Source organism: Trichocoleus sp. AS-A1 (assembly GCF_039962015.1).
Lineage (GTDB): Bacteria > Cyanobacteriota > Cyanobacteriia > Cyanobacteriales > FACHB-T130 > FACHB-T130.
On the sequence record NZ_JAMPKG010000014.1, the window covers coordinates 19,994 to 40,613 of the forward strand.

Here is a 20,620-nt window from a genome sequence, read left to right on the forward strand (position 1 = left end):
AACCTGACAAATAAAATAAGTTTCCACCCAAAGTTGACGCTAGAACTTAGGCATAGCGGTCAGTGCGATCTCGCTGACTCCCCAAGCTTCAAAAAACTGGCGATAGAGAACTTTACTGGCTGAGGTTAAGTCGCCATCCGGCTCGATGATTCCTCCTTGGAGGATTTTTCCTCCATCTGTGCGGAAATCCAACCTCAGATCGCCATTTTCATCTTGTTGAATGATAAAATTTCCGTTTGCCAAAACTTGACCAGCACGACTTAAAATAGCGCAGCGCATCGTTAACGACTTCCGATATAAATAGAACACAGTTAACCATGTCACTAATCTGTGCCGTCGTCAACATAGCTCGTTGAACACAGGATTTCAGTAATCTCAGCCTTTCATCCTGCACCACTTGAGGAAACATTGATGATGTCTCACATCAAGCGCCGTCAGTTTTTGCAATTTGCCGGATCGACGCTGGCAACTTTGGGTTTAAGCCATCTGGATGTGATGCGAAAGGGCGATCGCTATGGCAAAGTCCTCGCGCAAAGCACACCCCGCAAACTGGCGCTGCTGGTGGGAATTAACGCTTATCAAAATAGTAGCGATCGCTTAGCGGGTTGCATCACCGATGTGGAAATGCAGCAACATCTACTCATTCACCGCTTTGGCTTCAACAAGAAGGATGTCCATATCCTGACAGATGCTCAAGCCACTCGTGAAGGTATCTTGGGTGCATTTGACGAATATCTGATTGGGCAAGCGAAGCCGGGAGATGTTGTGGTGTTTCACTTCTCCGGGCACGGTTCGCGAGTAGATGACAGCCCAGAATGCGATGAAGTGGTCTTAAAACTGAGCGAAAGTTGTTTAAACAGTACCATTGTCCCTGCCGATAACTCTCTACCTGTGGTTGCCCGTCGCCGTGGGGGTATTGCATCCGATATCACAGGACACACGCTGTTTTTGCTGGCGTCAGCAGTGAATACGGAAAACCTGACGCTGGTTCTAGATAGTTGTCATGCTGGGGGCGGGAAACGGGGGAATTTGAACGTCAGGGCGCTGGATGGTGGCACTCAAGTTAAAGTCAGCCCAGTAGAGAAAGAATATCAGCGACAATTGCTATCGCGGGTAAATTTATCCCCGGATGAGTATATTCAGGCACGCAGAGCCGGAGTTGCAAAAGGGGTCGTTATTGCCGCTGCCGATCGCAAGCAACTGGCGGCGGATCAGCGCTTCAACGGCTTTGCGGCGGGGGCATTTACTTATGTGATGACGCAGTATCTTTGGCAGCAAACCGGGGATGAACCCGTGGCGAGTGCGATCGCAAATATTGCCCGTACTACTAACCAGATTTCTTCTACGGGTCAAATTCCAGAATATGAAGCTAAGCAAAAAAGCAATGAAGAGGAACCCGCTTACTTCCTAAACCAACAGACTCTCCCGGCGGAAGCGGTAATCACCAAAGTTGAGGGAGATGGGGTGCAGTTGTGGTTGGGAGGTGTCAATTCCCAAAGCATCCCTGCCTTCGATCGAGGTGCGATTTTGACAGTGATAGACGCTCAAGGCAAGGAGCAGGGATTGGTACAGTTGGAAGCGAACTCGCGCAAAGGATTAACGGCGCGGGGCAAACTCCTAAATGCAGGAAGGGGCGGGGTTTCCTCGCCCCCGCAACTGGGAACATTGCTGCAAGAGCGAATGCGCGGGATTCCCAGCGATATGACGTTACCGATTGGTCTAGATCCATCGCTGGGTAACGACACAGCCAAGGCAGAACAAGCGCTTAAGGCAATTGTGCGCCTCAAAGTCTTGCCTGTACAACAGGAAGAATATGTCGCCTACCTCTTAGGTCGCATCACCCAGGAGAATCGTCAATTTCAGCAAAATGGAGAGACTCCTGATTTAACCTCTGTGCCCGATATGGCCAGTGTCGGCTTATTCACTCCAGCACTAGAACAAATTCCTGGCTCTTTTGGTGCATCTGGTGAATCGATAGAGGCGGCTATCGCCCGTCTCACCCCGAAATTTAAGTCACTGCTAGCAGCTCACATTGCCAAGATGATACTCAATCCCGGTTCCTCTCGGCTGAATGTGGTGGCTTCTATGAAAAGAGCAGAGGGCGAGACATTTGCAACTACTTTCCCGGTTCGCGGCGCACAAAACAGCAGCAATTCTTCAACTCAAAACTCAAACCTCAACCGCGAGCGATCGGGTCCCGACAACTTAAAACTCCCCTTGGGAACGCCGCTTCAGTTTGTGGTGACGAACCAAGAAAATCGGGATCTTCACGTATCCGTTTTAGTAATCGATCCTGAAGGAGAAATGACGATCGTTTTTCCGAATACCTGGACGGTAGAAGAGAGTGCGACTCTGGTAAAAGCCGGAGAAACGCGACAAATCCCGCAACCGGGAAAAGATAAGTTCAGATTTAAAGTCGCAAAACCCGTCGGCATGGTGGAGGTTCTGATAATCGCCAGTGGTACTCCTCTTAAGCAAGCGCTCAAGACATTACAGGAAGTGGCGAGGGTGCGAGGACAGGCACCAGGGTTGCCAATGACGCTGGGTGAGGAACCAACTAAGTTAATTGATGGTTTGCTAGAAGACTTTAACCGAGGCGCAGGAAATAGTCGTGGTGGTGAGAAGGCAGAGGTTCGGGGACTGGGGCTAATTAATCGTGTCGATACTCAAGAGTTGGCGGCGATGTCAATTACCTTTGAGTCGGCGGAAACATAAGCAATTATCGCCATTCCAGGATGGGGTGGGATACATCTGTAGGGGCATGACAATCAAAAAGCCCCTACCGTTAGAAGCGTAATATATTCCAGCCAACTGAGAAATGGTATAGATGAATCTATGGTAGATATCCCGTGCAATGGTATTCAGATACCCAACTTACGGCTGAACAGATGTCGAATGGTGAACGGGTAACAACACTTTGAAAGTAGAACCCTGACCAAGTTTACTGGTGACAGAAATAGAGCCAGCGCAACGTAGGAGAAGTTGCTGCACAATGGTTAAACCTAATCCAGCACCGAAAACTTCTTCGCCCGGTGCTAGGCGTCCGCGATAAAAGCGGTCAAAAATCTTGGGCAATTCGTTCGGGGCAATGCCGATGCCGGTATCGCGAAATTCCAACTGTACGTATTCGCCTTGTTGCTTGGTGCGTACCACCACCTGACCGCCAGTGGGAGTGAATTTAATGCTGTTGTGTAGCAGATTGATAATAATTTGTCGCAGCCATGCCTCTAAGCAGGAGACAGCCGGAAGGTTAGGACTGACCGTGTAGCCTAGCTGGATGCCTTTTTCTTGAGCGATCGCTTGATAGGTGCTGACAACTCCAGGCACAATGTCTGCTAACTGCACCGGATGCAGAGTCGTTGGTGTTGTTGCCCGATCTAGCTGGACTAGCTCCATCAAACCGCTAATCAAAGAAACTTGGCGATCGCACTGTGTATGCAGCAAATGCAGGTAGCGCTGACGCTGCGAGGGTTTGAGTTGTGGGGACTCTAGCAGCGTCAGCGCGGTTTTCATGTTGGTTAGCGGCGTCCGCAGTTCCAACAGCGCATTGCTTAGTAGTTCATCTTTAAAGCGCACTTCATCCAGCAAAGCTTGATTTTGCCGCTGGAGTTCGGCGATTTCCGTTGTTGATGCATGATTGGCGGCAGCACCCCGCCCGATTTCCTCTTGCTGCTGGACTTGTTTTACCAGTAACTGAGTCAGGATGGATGCGATCGCTCGATTCTGTACTAAATCGGGTGATTGCGGTAAGGTAAATAGCTTGTCCCAGTTGCTGAGGAGAGTCTCTTCAGTGGGCGCGATCGCGGGTCGGATTCCCTGCAAAACCTCCTGAATCACTGGCTTGTCAAAAGCGCAAATTGTCAGCAGCGGTCGTCCTCGCTTGTCCTCCGTGCCTGCTGTAGCCATTTGCTTTTGCAAAGCCAAAACGCTTTCGCTAACGCCTGACTGTGCCCCGTAAGGATTGCCTAGGGCGCTCTTATTCGGGTACTGAGAAGCGAGAAACTCTTTTGAGTCTATATTTTTGATTTGATCCAAATCCTTTGAAGTTGTCTGGGCAGATGGCTTAGCGCTACGGGGTCGATGAGCCAAAATTAAGCCGCAAAAGCGTTCGGATAGCACTAACAAAAAATATTCTCTGGAAATTGCGTTTTCCGGCTTCAGTTGAACTGGAATAATCTGCGAGGCGGTGGGGGAAATTTTTGGGGATCCGGTGAGTGCATAAGGGGAATTTTCAAATTCTTCCTGGCTTTGGCTCTCTCCTGCTTCTACTCTCTCCTGCTCTCGTCCCTCTTTGCCGTTACAGACATAAATGGTATGCCCAACCTGCCCCCGCTCCTGATATTGTTCTATCTGCGCCTGCCAGCCTTCTCCAGGCGGTAGCTTTACCCAGAGTTTGGCTGGCAGTTGTTGGTCAATCAGTACGTCCATCAGCGCCCACAGCAAGGACTTGAGCGTAGTTGCACTCACGGCAAGCGGCTGAGGCGCTGACTCTACACGCAGAGCCAATTGGTAAAGGGATGCATCCATAAGATTTTAAGATTTTAGAGGTTGCTTTTGGATGAAAAGGTGACTTGTTAAATGCACTGATGTCTCAACAAATGGGTGAAAATCAACTTGGATGATTTTGAAGACTTTTGACTGGAAACTTCTTTGTAGCTACTTTTAGCGCAGCGGTGCGGATCGCAGATTGGGAGAAACCAGAGATAGTTTCATCTTGATTTCTACCCATCTAGCGAGTGTCTCTTTAATCCTTTCCCAGCCATCAATCTCCATTTCAAGAGACAACAAGTTAGATTGAATTGCGCCTAGTTACAAGTTAACCGCTCCACTCTAAAATCTAAAATCCATAATTGCTTTAACCAGGCATCCGCTTTAATAGGGCATCGCGTGCTTGTTCTCGATCGTCAAAGTGGATTTTTTCCGTTCCTAAGATTTGGTAGTCTTCATGACCTTTACCCGCGATGAGGACGCCATCACCCGGTTGGGCTTCTAAAATGGCGGTATGAATGGCAGTCGCGCGATCGCTAATCACCACGATTGGTTGAGCCGAGGTTGGTATCCCGGCGACAATATCTTGCAAAATCCGTTCTGGATCTTCCGTCCGCGGGTTGTCGGAGGTAACAACGGCTTTGTCTGCCAACTGCGCGGCAATTTGACCCATTTTCGGGCGTTTAGTGCGATCGCGATCGCCTCCACAACCGAAGACGCAGATCATCTTACCGGGAATAAACGGACGCGCCGCTTTTAGCAAATTCTCCAAACTGTCCGGCGTGTGAGCATAATCGACAATAACGCTAATCTCTTGCTGGGAACCGATTTGCACTCGTTCCATCCGTCCCGGCACTCCCGAAAATTGGGGTAGCGCCGCCGCAATTAACTCCAAATCTACTCCCAGATGCAACACTGCTCCCACAGCGGCAAGTAAATTTTCCAGATTGTACTGCCCTACCAGGGGCGAACGGAAAGTCACGTCCCCTTTGGGGGTATGCATTAGCCCGCTGACTCCCGTTGGCTCATAACTCAGATTGCTCATCCACAAATCGGCGGTTGAATCGTTGACACTGTAGCGCCATACTTGGTCTGGATGTAACCGCTCGATCAATCGCTGTCCGTAGGAGTCATCTGAATTAATTACCGCCCGCCCTTTTAGATATTCAGGGCTAAACAGCAACGCTTTTGCATTGAAGTAATCTTCCATGTCGTGGTGGAAGTCTAGATGATCCTGAGTGAGATTGGTGAACACCGCAACGGAAAACGGACAACCCAAAATCCGACCTTGCGCCAAAGCGTGAGAACTCACTTCCATCACACCCATCTGAGATCCGGCTGCGATCGCTTCTGCCAGTTGTTTTTGCAGTTCGACCGCAAAAGGCGTCGTATGGGCAGCGGTTTGTGTAAAGCCAGCCCAACGGGCATACAGCGTCCCAAATAAAGCCGCCGGTAACTGGCTCTGAGTCAGGAAAAATTCGATTAAATGGGTCGTTGTCGTTTTGCCATTTGTGCCCGTGACACCAATCAGTTTTAGCTGTTGCGCTGGGTAGCCATAAAAGGCAGCAGCGACTTGGGCACAAGCTTGAGTCATGTCTGCGACTGGGATTACGCAGGCGTCTTCCCCTTTGGGGGGATGTTTTTGGACAGCTTGGGAAGAAATCAGGGCGGCGACTGCACCGGATGCGATCGCGCCTTCCCAAAACTCCCCTCCATCCACTCGCGTTCCGGGCATCCCGATAAACAAATCTCCCGGTTGACAAGCATGGGAATTTGTCGTTAAGCCCTTAACTTCCAATTCCAGAGCAGTCTGACTAGAGGGTTGCTCAATCTGGGGAATGGTTGCTAATAACTCTCGCAATTTCATCTTTAGTAACTCCTCACAATCGTCACGAGTCATTAATCGTTAGTCATGAGTCATCGGATCGTTAGCAGGCGGACGCTCGACTCAAGACTATTCGCGCTTATTCTTTATCTTTTACAAGCAAATATTTCTGTAACATTTGCGCCAACTGTTGCACCGTAGCGCGGGGAGAAGGACGGGGCAACGGTTCTTCTACTCGATCTGTACGCTGAGATCGAACCCTAAACAGGACAGGAATTTCATATTGATAGGCTTGAAACCAATCTTCGCGGGTAGTGATATCCCGGATTTCCAGTTCAATGGGGGGGTTTGAAACTTGTTCGAGTTTTTCTTGTAACCCCTCGCACAAGTGGCAACCCGGCTTGCTGTACAGAATTAACCGCACTCAATCTCTCCAAAAAACTTTTATAGGGCGATGATAGCTCCTAGTGCAGTTTGGCAGAAATCAATTGCCGGTTCAACAATTAGAAGTTATCTCATCTTTTCTTCAAAGCGGACACCCATCCCAAAAAAAAGCAGCAGAATCATTCTGTGACTGGCTACGCTTTGCCTCTACAATCCTTCCTCTCGATAGCAGGATGTTGGCGAGGGAATGTAGGCGGGGTGATTCTTGTCCGCGCCCATGTCTGCGCCAGTAAAGCGCCATGCAATTCTTTACACGATGTTCATTTATAGCCCTGTTCTCCGATCGGGTTAGGTGCTTATAAGAGGTAAAATAATTTGTAATAAAGAATTCAGAAATTCACTAGAAACGTACCATGAGCGATAGCACCACAGCTCCCGTTAGCATCTCCTCGTTTAATCTGGATGAGCTTAACCAAAAATTTGACACAGCTCATCCCAGAGAGATCCTGGCTTGGTGTGTTACAAATATCCCCACGGGACTGGTGCAAACCAGCGCCTTTAATGTGGATGATTTGGTAATTACGGATCTTTTATACCGCGATCTCAAACCAGCAACGCCAGTGCCAGTCCTATTTCTGGACACGCTGTATCACTTTCCTCAAACCCTGGAGTTAGTTGCTAAAGCGCAGGCACTTTACAATTTAAACCTCCAAACTTACAAAATTCCCGATCTAGACTCCCGCGAAGCCTTTGCGGCTAAATACGGCGAAGCGCTGTGGGATAAGGACATCACTCAATTTCACCACCTGACCAAAATTGAACCATTGCAACGGGGTCTAGCAGAACTCAGCACCGTTGCCTGGATTACCGGACGCCGCCGCGACCAAGCCGTGACTCGTGCTGATATGCCAGTCTTGGAACTAGATTCACAGCAACGGCTGAAAGTGAATCCTCTCGCCAACTGGACACGCAAGGACAGCTGGGCTTATGTGGCTGAGCATGGCATGATTTACAATCCTCTGCACGATCAGGGATATGCCAGCATCGGCGACGAACCCATCACGACACCCGTTGCTGAGGGTGAAGACGAACGCGCAGGTCGCTGGCGCGGCATGGGTAAAACCGAATGTGGAATTCACATTTAGAATGTCTAATGGGTAATAGGTAATGGGTAATGGGTAATGGCAAGAAGATTACCCATTACCCATGACCAATCACCAATTACCAATTAGCAAAATGATTAAAATCCTCCACCTATCCGATATTCACATGGGGAGTGGCTTCTCCCACGGACGGGTCAATCCGGAAACCGGAGTAAACACACGGCTTGAGGATTTTGTCAATACTTTATCAAAGTGTATTGACCGAGCGATTGGGCAAAGCTCAGATGGAGAGAATGGCGAACCCGTCGATTTAGTTTTGTTCGGTGGAGATGCTTTTCCCGATGCAACGCCGCCGCCATATGTACAGGAAGCGTTTGCTAGTCAGTTTCGCCGCTTAGTCGATGCTCAGATCCCAACGGTGTTGCTCGTGGGGAATCACGACCAGCATTCTCAGGGGCAGGGAGGCGCAAGTTTATGTATTTATCGGACATTAGGAGTGCCGGGGTTTATTGTAGGCGATCGCATCGTCACCCACCGCATCGAAACCCGCAGCGGTCCCGTCCAAATCATTACCCTCCCTTGGCTCACCCGTTCCGCCCTGCTGACGCGCCCAGAAACCGAAGATTTGTCTCTAGCCGAAGTCAACGAGTTATTAATTAAGCGTCTTGAGCCTTGCCTAGAAGGAGAAATCCGGCGTCTAGATCCAGAAGTGCCAACCGTTCTTTTAGCTCACCTGATGGCAGACCGAGCTAACTTAGGTGCAGAGCGCTTCCTAGCAGTCGGCAAAGGGTTTACCATCCCCATCTCGATGCTGACGCGACCTTGCTTTGACTACGTCGCGTTGGGGCACGTCCACCGACATCAGAATCTCAACAAGTCGAACCAGCCTCCAGTTATCTACCCAGGCAGTATTGAGCGAGTCGATTTCAGCGAAGAAAAAGAAGACAAAGGCTATGTGATGATTCAGCTGGAACGAGGCAACGCCCAGTGGGAATTTTGTCCTCTTCCCGTGCGCCCCTTCCGGACTATCGAAGTGGATGTCTCTGATGCATCTGAGCCGCAAGCCGCTTTAATCAAAGCGATAGGCAAAAAAGATATCAAAGATGCTGTCGTGCGGCTAATCTACAAACTGCGTTCCGAGCAGATAGATTTGATTGATAATAATGCCCTGCACGCTAGCTTAAGTGACGCCCACACCTACACAATTCAGGCGGAATTAGTCAGTCAGCTAGCGCGTCCTCGCTTGCCCGAACTCGGTTCTAGTGCCAGCACCGATCCTGTGGAAGCGCTGAAAACTTACTTAGCCAATCGGGAAGACCTTAAGGATATTGCCGCCTTGATGCTGGAAGAAGCCCAGAAGTTACTGGCACATGAGGAAGAGGCGTGGTTCAACGCTTCTGACATTGAGGAAGCATCAGCGATAGGAACGAATCAACCGAGTCAGCAATCTGTGGCAACGACAGATTCCCAGCTGCGTTTACTGTAAAAGTCTTGCTTGAATTTGTGCTAAATCTGCAAGGATTCAGTATTACTTAGTATGCGCGTATTTTTCATACTAAGTATTGTTCAGTATACGTATAATTACATAAACTAAAAAGCAGGTTTGAGCGTATCAGCAAAAAGCAAAAAACTCTGAAAAAGTTTAAAATTTAGATAAATAGATTACAGAATTTGAGTAAATGAGCTTTCGGGAACAGACTTCTCAGCAAGTCACAACGCAGCCTTTAATGTCTAAATTTTTACCAGCAGTTTTAGTCGTAGCTGCTTTTAGCGTTGGTGCAGCGGCACACATCCAACCAGCTTTGGCGGGAACTTGTGCGGCAAAGTGCCCCCCAGCCCCGATTCAGTTCGTACCGGGACAACGCATCACCTATGAGGTGGTAAACCTGACATCGAGTTTGGTTCAGATGCAAAAGGTGGTAGGTACCGATCCGATTCCCCTCAATCCCGGACAAGTCGTGTCTTTCACGAGGGGAGGGGGTACAGACCCGAATCTATCACTTTTGCTGTGGGATGCGACGGGTTTACCCCTAGGAGTGAGACTTGCTAAACCGAATCCTAGAACTTTACGAATCGAAGTCCGTCCTGGTGGGCGTCCTCCAGGCGATCGCACAATTTATTTAAGAGATGACGGTCGGGTTGCTGTTTATTAAAAGCGATCGCATATCCCTATAGACCCAGTCATTTAACGAATTAAAACTGATAGGATGGGCTGAGCCAGACTGCTGGAAATACGACGCCTGTGCAAGATCGTCCTCATTCAGAATCATCCCCTCGTCCTGCCCGATTGCCCAATCATCGATGGCAAATATTTCCAGTACGAGACGAACTAGCCCAACAGTTAGCTAAAACAACGGGTCTTTCACCACTGTTGAGTCAGGTACTGATTAACCGAGGCATTGAGACGCCAGAAGAGGCACAAGCATTCCTAGATCCAGAATCTCAGGTTTTGCCCTCACCGTTGGAAGAATTTCCCGACTTGGCAATTAGTGTGGAGTTGTTGCAAGAAGCGATCGCATCCCAGCACAAAATTGCGATCTGCGGAGACTATGATGCGGATGGGATGACTAGCACTGCGCTTTTACTCCGGGCACTGCGGTGGTTAGGGGCACAGGTGGATTATGCGATTCCCAGCCGCATGAGTGAAGGCTACGGGATTAATCGCCGCATTGTCGAAGAATTTCACCGGGAAGGCGTTTGGCTGATTTTAACGGTAGATAACGGCATTTCTGCGTTTGAGCCAATCGATCGGGCACGGCAGCTGGGTGTCAAAGTTATTGTCACCGATCATCACGATATTCCCGAAAAACTGCCTCCAGCCGATGCCATTCTCAATCCCAAGCTGATTCGAGAATCTTCTCCTTATCGCGGGGTGGCGGGCGTTGGCGTCGCTTATATCTTGGCTGTCACCCTCGCCCAACAGCTGGGGCAAACGAAGGGATTGGTGAAGCCACTATTAGAACTTTTTACCCTCGGAACAATTGCCGATTTAGCACCGTTAACAGGGGTAAACCGCCGCTGGGTGAAGCGGGGTTTGCAACAATTACCGAATTCTCAACTAGCGGGAGTTCAGGCGCTGATTCAGATAGCGGGTGTACCTCAAGGCACAGAGAACAGCGAAGCGGAAACTCCAAAATCTAAAATCCCAAATCCACAATCCTTAAAGCCAGAGGATATTGGGTTTCGCCTGGGGCCAAGAATTAACGCCGTGGGACGGATTGCCGACCCGCAGACGGTGATTGAATTGCTGATAACTGATGATATGGGAATCGCACTGGAACGGGCGATGCAGTGCGAACAAATTAACAAACACCGACAGCAACTCTGTGAAGAGATTGAACGGGATGCTGTTACTTGGTGTGAAGAAACCCAGATTATTGGAACCCCGAATAAAAAGTTAGATTCTGCCAGTGAGGTTTTACCTCAAATTCCAGATAAGTCGATTGACTTCCAGCAAGAACGGGTGTTAGTGCTGGTTCAACCGGGATGGCATCATGGCGTGATTGGAATTGTTGCCTCGCGCTTGGTGGAACGCTACGGCGTGCCGGTGTTTATCGGAACTTATGAAGATGAGCATCACGTCCGGGGTTCGGCGCGGGGGATTCCTGAATTTCACGTATTTGAAGCTTTGCAGTTTTGTCAGGATTTGCTGGGGAAATTTGGCGGACACAAGGCGGCGGGGGGCTTTTCGATGCCAGCCGAAAATCTCCCTGCATTGCGATCGCGTCTTAGCCTTTTTGCTCATCAGTGTCTGGAACCCCAGCACCTAAAGCCGCTGCTCAAGATTGACGTTCAGGCTAACCTCGACGATATTAATCTTGATCTGTACCAACAGATTGATGCCCTTCACCCGTGCGGGATTGAAAACGCCGATCCCGTATTCTGGACGCCGAATGTCCGCGTAGTTGAGCAAAAAATTGTCGGGAAGGGTCACGTCAAATTAAAATTCCAAGACTCTGGGGATAACGGGAGTCAGGTTCGGAAAATCGAAGCGATCGCTTGGCGATGGGGCAATTATTACCCTTTACCGTCGCGGGTTGATATCGCCTACAAACTGCGACAAAATACCTGGAATGGCAACACCACGGTACAACTGGAGTTAGTAGGTCTGCGACGTTCCACGGGGGAACCTCATCAATTGTCCTTCTCCCCAAGTCTGAAAGCTGAGTTTCACTACAACCAGCGTCGCTATACCTGTAGCCTTTCTGAGTCTTTAAAAGAGTTAAAAATTAGAAATCCCGAAGGCAAGGTTCTGGCGATTCAGCAAGGACACAGAATGGGTTTACTCGGAATCACGCGGGAAAATGCCAAAGAGGTTGATGTGACGAAACCTCCGTTTTATCCATTGATTAAAGCGGCAATGCAAGCGCTGGATCTACCGGGGAAAAATACCTAAGTTTTCTGAGAAAGCGAGATAAGATTTTTTAAGGCAAAGTAACGCAAAGGGATTTGCCAAGTTACGCAAAGCTATCTGCTCATCCTTCGCGTAGACTCTGCGCTATCCTTTGCGGTACTTTGCGTTGAAAATACGATTTTGTGTCAAAATGCCAGTATTTTAGAGGTCGCCGCCTCGAAATGCCAGCACGAAGATAACTGCTGGGCCAGCAAGCATAATTACCGCCACAAAGCCTAGCTGAGCAATGACTTCCCAGTTGATGCTGCTCAAACCGCTGAACAAGTCGCTGAAAATCTCCATTTGTCCTGCCTTTCTACGGGTATTTACAATGTGTTGATTTGAATAGCTAATTGGCAAATTTTGCCATCTAATCTTACCCAGCGATCGCGTCTTTTATTTAAAGAACTTTACAAAAGTATAAACAATGACAAAAAACCCTCAGAAAGTCGTTTCTTGTAGCTGGCAAGGAAAAACCTCTCTCCAAGGCGCGATTTATCGCGTCTAAACTGAAGAGACGAGAACTTTTTGAAAGATGGTTTGGAACAATGCCGACTTGGCGATGTGTTAAGCAATGTGGAGCCTGCTGTCATCTCGATCCAGCAGATCGCCCTGACTTAGATCAATATCTCATGCCAGAGGAGTTACAGCTATATCTGAGCATGGTCGGCGAAGGGGGATGGTGTGTGAATTTCGATCGGGAGACGAGAGAATGTCAGATTTATCTAGATCGTCCTCGCTTTTGTCGGGTGCAGGCAGATGTTTTTGAGGAATTGTACGGCATTGAGCCAGAGGAACTCAATGACTTTGCGGTGGAGTGTTGCCGCGAACAGATTGAAGGCGTTTATGGCGATCGCTCTTTAGAAATGATCCGATTTAACCAGGAAGTTGGCTTTTGAAACCGATTAGGAACTTAAATCTTCTGCAAGCAACCAAAGGTTGATATTTGTACCATATTCTGAGAAAATGAAAAGAATATGAAAATTAGCTAGCGTTGAGCCTAACTCAATAGTGAAACTTTCTGCACTGCCTCCTAGCCTGCCTGCCTTAGAGCGTCCTAGCGCCCAGGTACCTGCCGTTGAATCAGCGCCTTCACCCTCTTCAAAGATTAGCCATTCTAAATCTCAAAAGCCAAAAGTGAAGCTTTTCCAGCGGGTGCCTTGGACAGTCTTTAGCTCCACGTTCTTGACGATCTTTTTGGCAGAAATGGGAGATAAAACTCAGGTGGCAACGCTGCTGATGAGTGCAGAATCTCAGTCGCCGTGGTTGGTGTTTGCGGGGGCGGCAGTGGCACTGATTGCTACAAGCTTAGTCGGTGTATTGTTGGGGCGCTGGCTGGCAACTCGGCTGTCTCCTAAAACCTTGGACATGGCAGCGGGAGCTTGTTTGCTTTTCGTTTCTGTGATGCTGCTGTGGGATGTCGTGCATTTTTAAGTTGCAAGATTTTCACGTTGCAAGGTTGGCACTTTGAAAGTTCAACCTGTCAGCGATTCAAAACTTTCAACCTTTAACCCTTCCAACCTTCAACTATGGATTGGCATCTTCTCGGAATTAGTTTCATCACGGTATTCTTGGCGGAGATTGGAGATAAGAGCCAATTGGCAGCGATCGCGCTCAGTGGCAGTTCTAAATCTCCCCGCGCCGTGTTTCTCGGAACGATCGCCGCACTGCTGCTGGCTAGCTTCCTGGGAGTCATTGCTGGGGAAGGCGTGGCGGTGCTGTTGCCTGCGCGGTTACTTAAAGCGATCGCAGCCATTGGGTTTGCCTTAATTGCCGTCCGCTTGTTGTGGCCCGATACCGACGTGCCAGAAGATTTAGAAGAGACACCCTAAATATCAGGTTTTAGCTGTGAGTTTTTAGATTGGGAAGAAACTTCCAGCCAGAAAAACATTAATTCTGGAAAAAGCCCGTAAAAAGACAAGGCTTTAGCGCTAGGAGTGTCAACATAGATTTAGTCAGTTGCAGCGCTTCCCACTATGAGCTATTGCCTCAATCCAGCTTGCCCAAACCCTCAAAATCCTTCTGATACAAAGTTTTGCCTGACTTGCGGCACTAAGTTGCTGCTCAAAGACCGCTACCGTGCCATCAAACCGATTGGGCAAGGCGGTTTTGGTAGAACTTTTTTGGCAGTGGATGAAGACAAACCTTCTAAACCGCGCTGCGTAATCAAGCAGTTTTACCCGCAAGCCCAAGGCACCAGCACGGTTAAAAAGGCAATTGAGTTATTTAACCAAGAAGCGATGCGGCTGGATGAACTGGGTAAACATTCCCAGATTCCTGAATTACTGGCATATTTTACTCAAGACGATCGCCAGTATTTGGTGCAAGAGTTTATCGATGGGCAAAACTTAGCCCAAGAATTAGCACAGGTTGGAGCTTTTAGCGAATCTCAGATTCGTCAGTTGCTGAATGATTTATTGTCAGTGCTGCAATTTGTCCACAGCCAACAAGTGATTCACCGAGATATTAAGCCAGAAAATATTATTCGCAGAAGTCGCGATCGCAAGCTCGTTCTGGTTGATTTCGGCGCGTCTAAAGTTGCCACCACTAACGCCCTCAACCAAACGGGAACCAGCATTGGCAGCCCTGAATATGTGGCACCAGAGCAAGCCAGAGGCAAAGCTTCTTTCGCTAGCGATATTTATAGTTTAGGCGTCACCTGCATTCATCTATTAACTCAGCGCTCTCCGTTTGACTTGTACGATATTAACGAAGATGCTTGGATTTGGCGGCAATATTTAATCTCTAAAGTTAGCGATTCGTTGGGCAAAATTCTGGACAAAATGCTGCAAACTGCTCCCAGTCGGCGCTATCAATCAGTAGAAGAAGTCTTGAAAGACCTGAATCCTTCGCCAGCCCAAGTCACGGTAATTTCTCATACACCAGCGACACCTGCCAAGCCTCTGAAATCATCGCCAGTGACACCACCCGTTGCCAACAAGCCCCCTAACCCATCCAAAAGCCAAATTGATATTGAATTAGAGGCTTTAAAAGCCGAAATAATGGGTGGTAGCACCGCCAAAAACGAAAATCAAAAATCGGCGTCCCCACAACCTCCATCTTCAAATCCTGCTAAAGCTAACAGCCAGGTCGATCTGGAATTGGAGGAGCTAAAAAGTCAGTTTCTGGGATCTCCAACGCCCAAAAAGCCCCCTCAGAGCTAGCGCCTTGGGGATGGCTGTTTGGAAGGCACCGCCATCAATTAAACAATCTCAAACAGCGATCAGAGGCTGAACGCGAGCCGGAAAACCCGCCGAATTGAGCGCCTCAACCGCTGTGTTGTGGTCTTGCACCCAGAATTGACGACCAAGGCGAACGGTTAAGTGCCGCTGTCCTCCTTTCACCGTTGCAATCACCGGGACATTTGCTTTGTCTTTATCGCCTGAGTGTTCTTGGAGATTGGTCATCAAGCGATGCTGTTCCGCAATGTCACCCGCTTGATGAGGTGTCAGTTCCACCATCACCATCCGCACTTGTTCAATGGGTTCTGTATCCTCAACGATCAGCTGAGTTTTATCGTCTCGCCTGTCTACTTTTCCCCAAATAATCAGGCGATTATCCACGACCAGATGTAAGTGAATGCGTTCGTAAGTTTTCGGAAAGACGACGGCTTCAGATTGACCTGTTAAGTCTTCGATTTGCAAGATTGCCATGCGATCGCCCTTTTTGGTGACTACGGGTTTGATCCCGCTGACTATCACAATGGCGCTAAGAGTCGAATCCTCCCGCTGATCGCCGAGTTCGCTAAGATTAATCGGAGCGAGAATTTGAGCGGATTTTCGCACAGATTTAAGGGGATGGTCCGAGACGTAAAAGCCTAGCAGTTCTTTCTCAAAATGTAACTTTTCGTGTTGAGAAAAATCAGGGATAGCTGAAGCCTTGGGAGCAGATTCAAAGCTACTTTCTGTTGTCGTATTTCCAAAGTCAAAGAGATTTCCCTGACCGCTGGCTCGGTCTTTAGCGCGGTTTTGTCCCCAGGGGAGAACTAGCTCAAGGTCCTTGCTTAATTGCTGTCGGTTGGGCTCGAGGGTATCAAAAGCACCGCATTTGATCAAAGCTTCTAAGGCGCGGCTGTTAACCGTGCGAAGATCCACGCGATCGCACAAATCAGCCAAAGACTTAAAATTGCCCCCGGTTTCCCGTGCTGCCAAAAGACACCGAATTGCCCCCTCTCCCACATTTCGGACTGCCGACAATCCGAATAAAATACTATTTTGCAGGGGTGTAAAATCAACTCCCGATCGATTAATATCTGGCGGCTCCACTTGAATATTCATACTCAAACAAGTGGTGATATATTTTTGCACCTTATCCTGGTCGCCACTGTTAGAGGTCAGCAGCGCTGCCATGTATTCAACGGGATAATTTGCCTTTAAATATGCCGTTTGATAAGTTACATAAGCATAAGCCGTTGAATGGGATTTATTGAAGCAATATTCGGCAAATTTAACCATCTGCTCGAATAAATCTTCAGCAATCTTTTCCTTTACCCCATTTTTAGCAGCTCCATCAATAAAGGCTTCTCGATGCTTTTGCATTTCCGAAACCTTTTTTTTGCCCATCGATCTCCTCAATAAATCTGCTTGACCTAGAGAATATCCAGCTAAATCCTGAGCCATTTTCATAATTTGTTCTTGATAAACAAGAACCGCATAGGTTTCTTGCAGAATTGGCTCTAGTAAGGGATCGACATACTTAATTTCTTCTCTACCATGCTTGCGGTTAATAAACAGAGGAATCAGACCCGCATCTAATGGTCCCGGTCGATAGAGAGCAAGAATTGAGGAAATATCTTCGATGCTGGAAGGCTTTAGGTCGCGCACAATCTGACGCATTCCAGAAGATTCTAATTGAAAGATGCCTTCTAATTCACCTTTTTCTAATACTTCGTAGGTCTTTTGAATATCCGGGGGTATTTTTTTAACTTCACTTTTGGCTAAGATTTTCTGAGCTTTTCTTTCGTCAAGTGGGAGTTGATCGGGATCGAGGGTAATATTTTTATTTTGCTTAATTAGATCGATGCTTTTCTGGATCATGGTTAAGTTTCTTAAACCCAGAAAGTCCATTTTCAATAACCCCAGCGATTCCAAGTCTTCCATGAAATACTGGGTAATAACTGAGCCGTCATTATTTCGTTGTAGCGGCACAATTTGATCTAAAGGTTCTGCTGAAATCACGACTCCGGCTGCGTGTACCCCAAAAGTTTTGTTCGTTCCTTCAATTCGCATTGCCATATCAATCCAATGGCGAACGATGGGGTCATTATTGTATTTTTCTTTAAACTCTGGTGCGGGGGTATCATCCGAAATCATCACCTTGAGTTTTGTGGGCTTACCTCGCACCACTGGGATCAGTTTTGCCATTTTGTCTGCATCCCCATAGGGAATATTCAACACTCTGGCGACATCTTTTAACACCGCTTTAGACGTGAGGCGGTTAAAGGTAATAATCTGCGCCACCCTATCCGTGCCATACTTTTGGGTGACATATTCAATCACTTTGTCCCGTTGTTCAATGCAGAAATCCGTATCAATATCCGGCATCGATTTCCGTTCTGGGTTTAAAAATCGCTCGAATAGTAACCCATGATGGACGGGATCGATGTTAGTAATTTTTAAGGCATAAGCAACTAGAGAACCCGCCGCAGAACCGCGACCAGGCCCCACTGGAATATTATTATCTCTGGCATATTTGATATAATCCCAAACAACTAGAAAGTAAGTTGAAAATCCCATCTGTTGCATCATTTTCAACTCGTATTCCAGCCGTTCTTTATAGATGGGATCGACTTCAGCACGCGAACGATAACCAAAGCGTTCTAAGAGACCTTTCCAAGTAACATTTTCGAGATAGGTATCGGCGGTGTAGTCGGCTGGGATAGGATAGTCGGGAAGGCGAGGTTCGCCGAGGATGTTGTAAGGTTGAACTTTATCTGCGACTTCTAGGGTATTTGCGATCGCTTCCTCAATTACGTCGTCCGGTAGATGATCTCGAAACAGATATTTCATCTCATCAGCGGATTTCAGATATTCAGTGCCGCTGTAGCGCATCCGATTATCTTCAGAAATCAGTTTTCCGGTCTGAATACATAACAATGCGTCGTGAGCTTCGACATCGTTGCAGGAAATAAAATGGGAATCATTAGTAGCGACAATTTTTATGTCTAGTTCCCGCGCAATTTTTACAATCTCAACGTTAACTGTTCGGTCTTCTTGAGAACCGTGATCTTGAATTTCTAAATAAAAATCTTCACCGAAAACATCTTTATACCACTGAGCAGTTCGACGAGCAACATCTGGTCGCCGCTGAAGAATTGCTTGAGGAATTTCACCTCCCAAACAAGCACTGGTAACAATTAAACCTTCATGGTATTCAGCTAATAATTCTTTATTGATACAAGGGCGGGCAAAAATTCCTTTTCCCTGATACCCTTTGAGATGAGAAATTGTTGTTAGTTTAACTAGGTTTTTATAGCCTTTTGTATTTTTCGCTAAAACAACTTGGTGATATTTTTTTCGACCACGCTTTTGTTCTTCAATATCACCATTCACGACATACATTTCATTGCCAATAATTGGCTTAATCGTTTTCCCACGACAAACCTTAATTAGCTCAATCGCGCCATACATAACACCGTGATCTGTGAGCGCGATCGCAGGCATCCCCAATTTCAATGCTTGATCCACCAGTTCCGGTAACTGACTGGCACCATCCAGCAAACTGTAATCACTGTGAACGTGCAAACCAACAAAAGACATATTTGGTAATTGGTAATCGGTAATTGGTAATCGATAATCGGTAATCGGTGATGCCAATTACCGATTACTAATCTAGAGTTTTGGAGCGCGTAGATGCCAATCGGTTGCTTGCTCATAGGCATAAGCGACTTGCAGTAGCAAATCTTCTCGCAACACGTTACTCATCATCTGTATCCCAATCGGTAATCCCTGGTCATCGAATCCACAAGGTAAACTCAATCCAGGTAAACCTGCAAGATTTAAAGGAATCGTCATCAGGTCATTTAAATACATACTCAAGGGATCTTCGCTATTTTCCCCTGCTTTAAATGCGGTGGTGGGAGCAGTGGGAGACACTAAGATATCCACTCTTTCAAAAGCCCGTTGGAAGTCTTGTTTAATCAAGGTGCGGACTTTTTGTGCTTTCAGATAATAGGCGTCGTAATATCCTGCGGAGAGAGCATAAGTGCCTAACATGATCCGCCGCTTAACTTCGGTACCAAAACCGGCGGAGCGAGTCTGAGTATACATTGACAAGAGATTATCCGCGTCAGGCGTCCGGAAGCCATACTTGACGCCGTCATAACGGGCGAGATTGGCGGATGCCTCGGAAGGAGCAATGATGTAATAGGTGGGCAAACCGTAGCGGAAGCGGGGACAGGAAATTTCTTGAATTTCCGCTCCCAAGTTTTGCAGCTGCTCAATCGCTTTTGTCACTGCCTGCCAGACGCAGGAGTCTACACCTTCGCCAAAAGTTTCTTTAATAAAACCGACTCTCAACTGACCTCTAGGTCTCAGGTCAGGTCTCAAGGATTTGGCATAGTTTGGGATTTTTACGTCAAGACTGGTGGAGTCTTTGGGATCGTAACCTGCGATCGCTCCCAGTAAAATTGCTGCATCTTCGACTGTCCGCGCAAATGGCCCAATTTGATCCAAAGAAGACCCATAAGCAACCAGACCAAAACGGGAAACCAGCCCATAAGTCGGTTTTAACCCCACAACACCGCAGAAAGATGCTGGCTGGCGGATAGACCCCCCCGTATCGGAACCGAGAGACACCACACACTCTCTTGCCGCCACCGCCGCCGCCGAACCGCCAGACGATCCTCCCGGCACCCGCTGTAAATCCCAAGGGTTAGCCGTTATTTGATAGGCAGAGGTTTCCGTAGAACTGCCCATCGCAAACTCATCCATATTCGTTTTGCCCACCATCACCGCACCAGCATCCGCCAGTTTTTGAGTCACGGTTGACTCGTAGGAGGGGACAAAATTTTCCAAAATCTTGGAACCGCAAGTGGTGCGAATTCCCTGGGTACAGAGATTGTCCTTGATGCCAATGGGAATGCCAGCCATCAGCCCAATTTCTTCACCGGCAGCGATTTTGGCATCCACAGCATGAGCCTGTTCTAATGCTCTCTCTGCCGTCACGCTCAAAAAACTATTCAATTTCGGCTCTAGTGCCTGAATGCGGTCTAAAGCTTCTTGAGTGAGTTCTACAGCGGAGCGTTCTTTACTAATGAGTTGTTTGTGCAACTCGCGGATGGATGGCATGCTTTGCTTCTACCTTTAGTGACTCAAAGTCCAGATATTTAGTATAGGTCGTGGTTTAGACGCGGTGGTTAATTCAGCAATCCTTTGGGATTGTGAAATTTTAGCGGGAAGTTTGGCAAACCCGGAAATGCCGAACCGA

General features: G+C 47.9%; 16 protein-coding genes. 9 read left to right on the plus strand and 7 right to left on the minus strand.

The genetic code is table 11. The annotated features are described in order from the left end of the window. Window positions 1-39: 39 nt before the first annotated feature. Complete coding sequence (locus NC994_RS12675; RefSeq protein ID WP_348225583.1) at window positions 40-324, minus strand: hypothetical protein; 285 nt, start codon at window positions 322-324, stop codon at window positions 40-42. An 87-nt stretch (window positions 325-411) separates the two neighbouring features. Here NC994_RS12675 and NC994_RS12680 point away from each other — a divergent pair, with 87 nt between their 5' ends. Continuing rightward, window positions 412-2,715: a caspase family protein gene (locus tag NC994_RS12680; protein ID WP_242030576.1), complete on the plus strand. Its 2,304-nt coding sequence runs from the start codon at window positions 412-414 to the stop codon at window positions 2,713-2,715. A 159-nt stretch (window positions 2,716-2,874) separates the two neighbouring features. Here NC994_RS12680 and NC994_RS12685 read toward each other — a convergent pair whose 3' ends face one another. From NC994_RS12685 to NC994_RS12695, 3 genes are all read right to left on the minus strand, one after another. After that, the gene (locus NC994_RS12685; protein WP_190433503.1) at window positions 2,875-4,527 is read right to left on the minus strand and encodes a DICT sensory domain-containing protein; all 1,653 of its coding nucleotides are present in this window, start codon (window positions 4,525-4,527) and stop codon (window positions 2,875-2,877) included. 328 nt (window positions 4,528-4,855) lie between these two features. After that, on the minus strand, window positions 4,856-6,355 hold the full coding sequence (locus tag NC994_RS12690) for a UDP-N-acetylmuramoyl-L-alanyl-D-glutamate--2,6-diaminopimelate ligase (RefSeq protein ID WP_190433505.1): 1,500 nt from the start codon (window positions 6,353-6,355) through the stop codon (window positions 4,856-4,858). A gap of 97 nt (window positions 6,356-6,452) precedes the next feature. Then, complete coding sequence (locus tag NC994_RS12695) at window positions 6,453-6,737, minus strand: glutaredoxin family protein (protein WP_190414783.1); 285 nt, start codon at window positions 6,735-6,737, stop codon at window positions 6,453-6,455. A 373-nt stretch (window positions 6,738-7,110) separates the two neighbouring features. Between NC994_RS12695 and cysH the strand changes: the two genes are divergently transcribed. The 4 genes from cysH (at window position 7,111) to recJ (ending at window position 12,196) form a co-directional block, all read left to right on the plus strand. Then, window positions 7,111-7,842, plus strand: a complete 732-nt coding sequence (gene cysH / locus NC994_RS12700) for a phosphoadenosine phosphosulfate reductase (RefSeq protein ID WP_190433507.1) — start codon at window positions 7,111-7,113, stop codon at window positions 7,840-7,842. Between the two features lie 91 nt (window positions 7,843-7,933). After that, window positions 7,934-9,286 (plus strand): exonuclease subunit SbcD, encoded by a 1,353-nt coding sequence (sbcD, locus tag NC994_RS12705; protein WP_190433655.1) that lies wholly within the window; start codon window positions 7,934-7,936, stop codon window positions 9,284-9,286. A gap of 193 nt (window positions 9,287-9,479) precedes the next feature. After that, window positions 9,480-9,953 carry a hypothetical protein gene (locus tag NC994_RS12710; protein WP_242032508.1) on the plus strand — a complete coding sequence of 158 codons (474 nt, stop codon included), beginning with the start codon at window positions 9,480-9,482 and terminating at the stop codon, window positions 9,951-9,953. Between the two features lie 89 nt (window positions 9,954-10,042). Beyond that, window positions 10,043-12,196 (plus strand): single-stranded-DNA-specific exonuclease RecJ, encoded by a 2,154-nt coding sequence (gene recJ / locus NC994_RS12715; protein ID WP_190433511.1) that lies wholly within the window; start codon window positions 10,043-10,045, stop codon window positions 12,194-12,196. Window positions 12,197-12,355: 159 nt separating this feature from the next. On the opposite strand, the gene NC994_RS12720 is transcribed toward recJ, so the two are convergent. Beyond that, window positions 12,356-12,478 carry a photosystem II reaction center protein Ycf12 gene (locus tag NC994_RS12720; RefSeq protein WP_190414819.1) on the minus strand — a complete coding sequence of 41 codons (123 nt, stop codon included), beginning with the start codon at window positions 12,476-12,478 and terminating at the stop codon, window positions 12,356-12,358. A gap of 263 nt (window positions 12,479-12,741) precedes the next feature. On the opposite strand from NC994_RS12720, the gene NC994_RS12725 reads away from it, so the two are divergent. From NC994_RS12725 to NC994_RS12740, 4 genes are all read left to right on the plus strand, one after another. Continuing rightward, the gene (locus NC994_RS12725) at window positions 12,742-13,092 is read left to right on the plus strand and encodes a YkgJ family cysteine cluster protein (protein WP_190429480.1); all 351 of its coding nucleotides are present in this window, start codon (window positions 12,742-12,744) and stop codon (window positions 13,090-13,092) included. 208 nt (window positions 13,093-13,300) lie between these two features. Continuing rightward, on the plus strand, window positions 13,301-13,627 hold the full coding sequence (locus tag NC994_RS12730) for a TMEM165/GDT1 family protein (RefSeq protein ID WP_347275957.1): 327 nt from the start codon (window positions 13,301-13,303) through the stop codon (window positions 13,625-13,627). A 95-nt stretch (window positions 13,628-13,722) separates the two neighbouring features. Beyond that, window positions 13,723-14,025, plus strand: a complete 303-nt coding sequence (locus NC994_RS12735) for a TMEM165/GDT1 family protein (protein ID WP_190414788.1) — start codon at window positions 13,723-13,725, stop codon at window positions 14,023-14,025. Window positions 14,026-14,169: 144 nt separating this feature from the next. Beyond that, window positions 14,170-15,357, plus strand: a complete 1,188-nt coding sequence (locus tag NC994_RS12740) for a serine/threonine-protein kinase (RefSeq protein ID WP_190433514.1) — start codon at window positions 14,170-14,172, stop codon at window positions 15,355-15,357. A 48-nt stretch (window positions 15,358-15,405) separates the two neighbouring features. On the opposite strand, the gene NC994_RS12745 is transcribed toward NC994_RS12740, so the two are convergent. Next, window positions 15,406-18,951, minus strand: coding sequence for a DNA polymerase III subunit alpha (locus NC994_RS12745; protein WP_190433662.1), 3,546 nt, complete (start codon window positions 18,949-18,951; stop codon window positions 15,406-15,408). A 72-nt stretch (window positions 18,952-19,023) separates the two neighbouring features. Then, a complete protein-coding gene (gatA, locus tag NC994_RS12750; RefSeq protein WP_190433516.1) occupies window positions 19,024-20,481 on the minus strand; it encodes an Asp-tRNA(Asn)/Glu-tRNA(Gln) amidotransferase subunit GatA in 1,458 nt (485 codons plus the stop codon). Window positions 20,482-20,620: the final 139 nt, after the last annotated feature.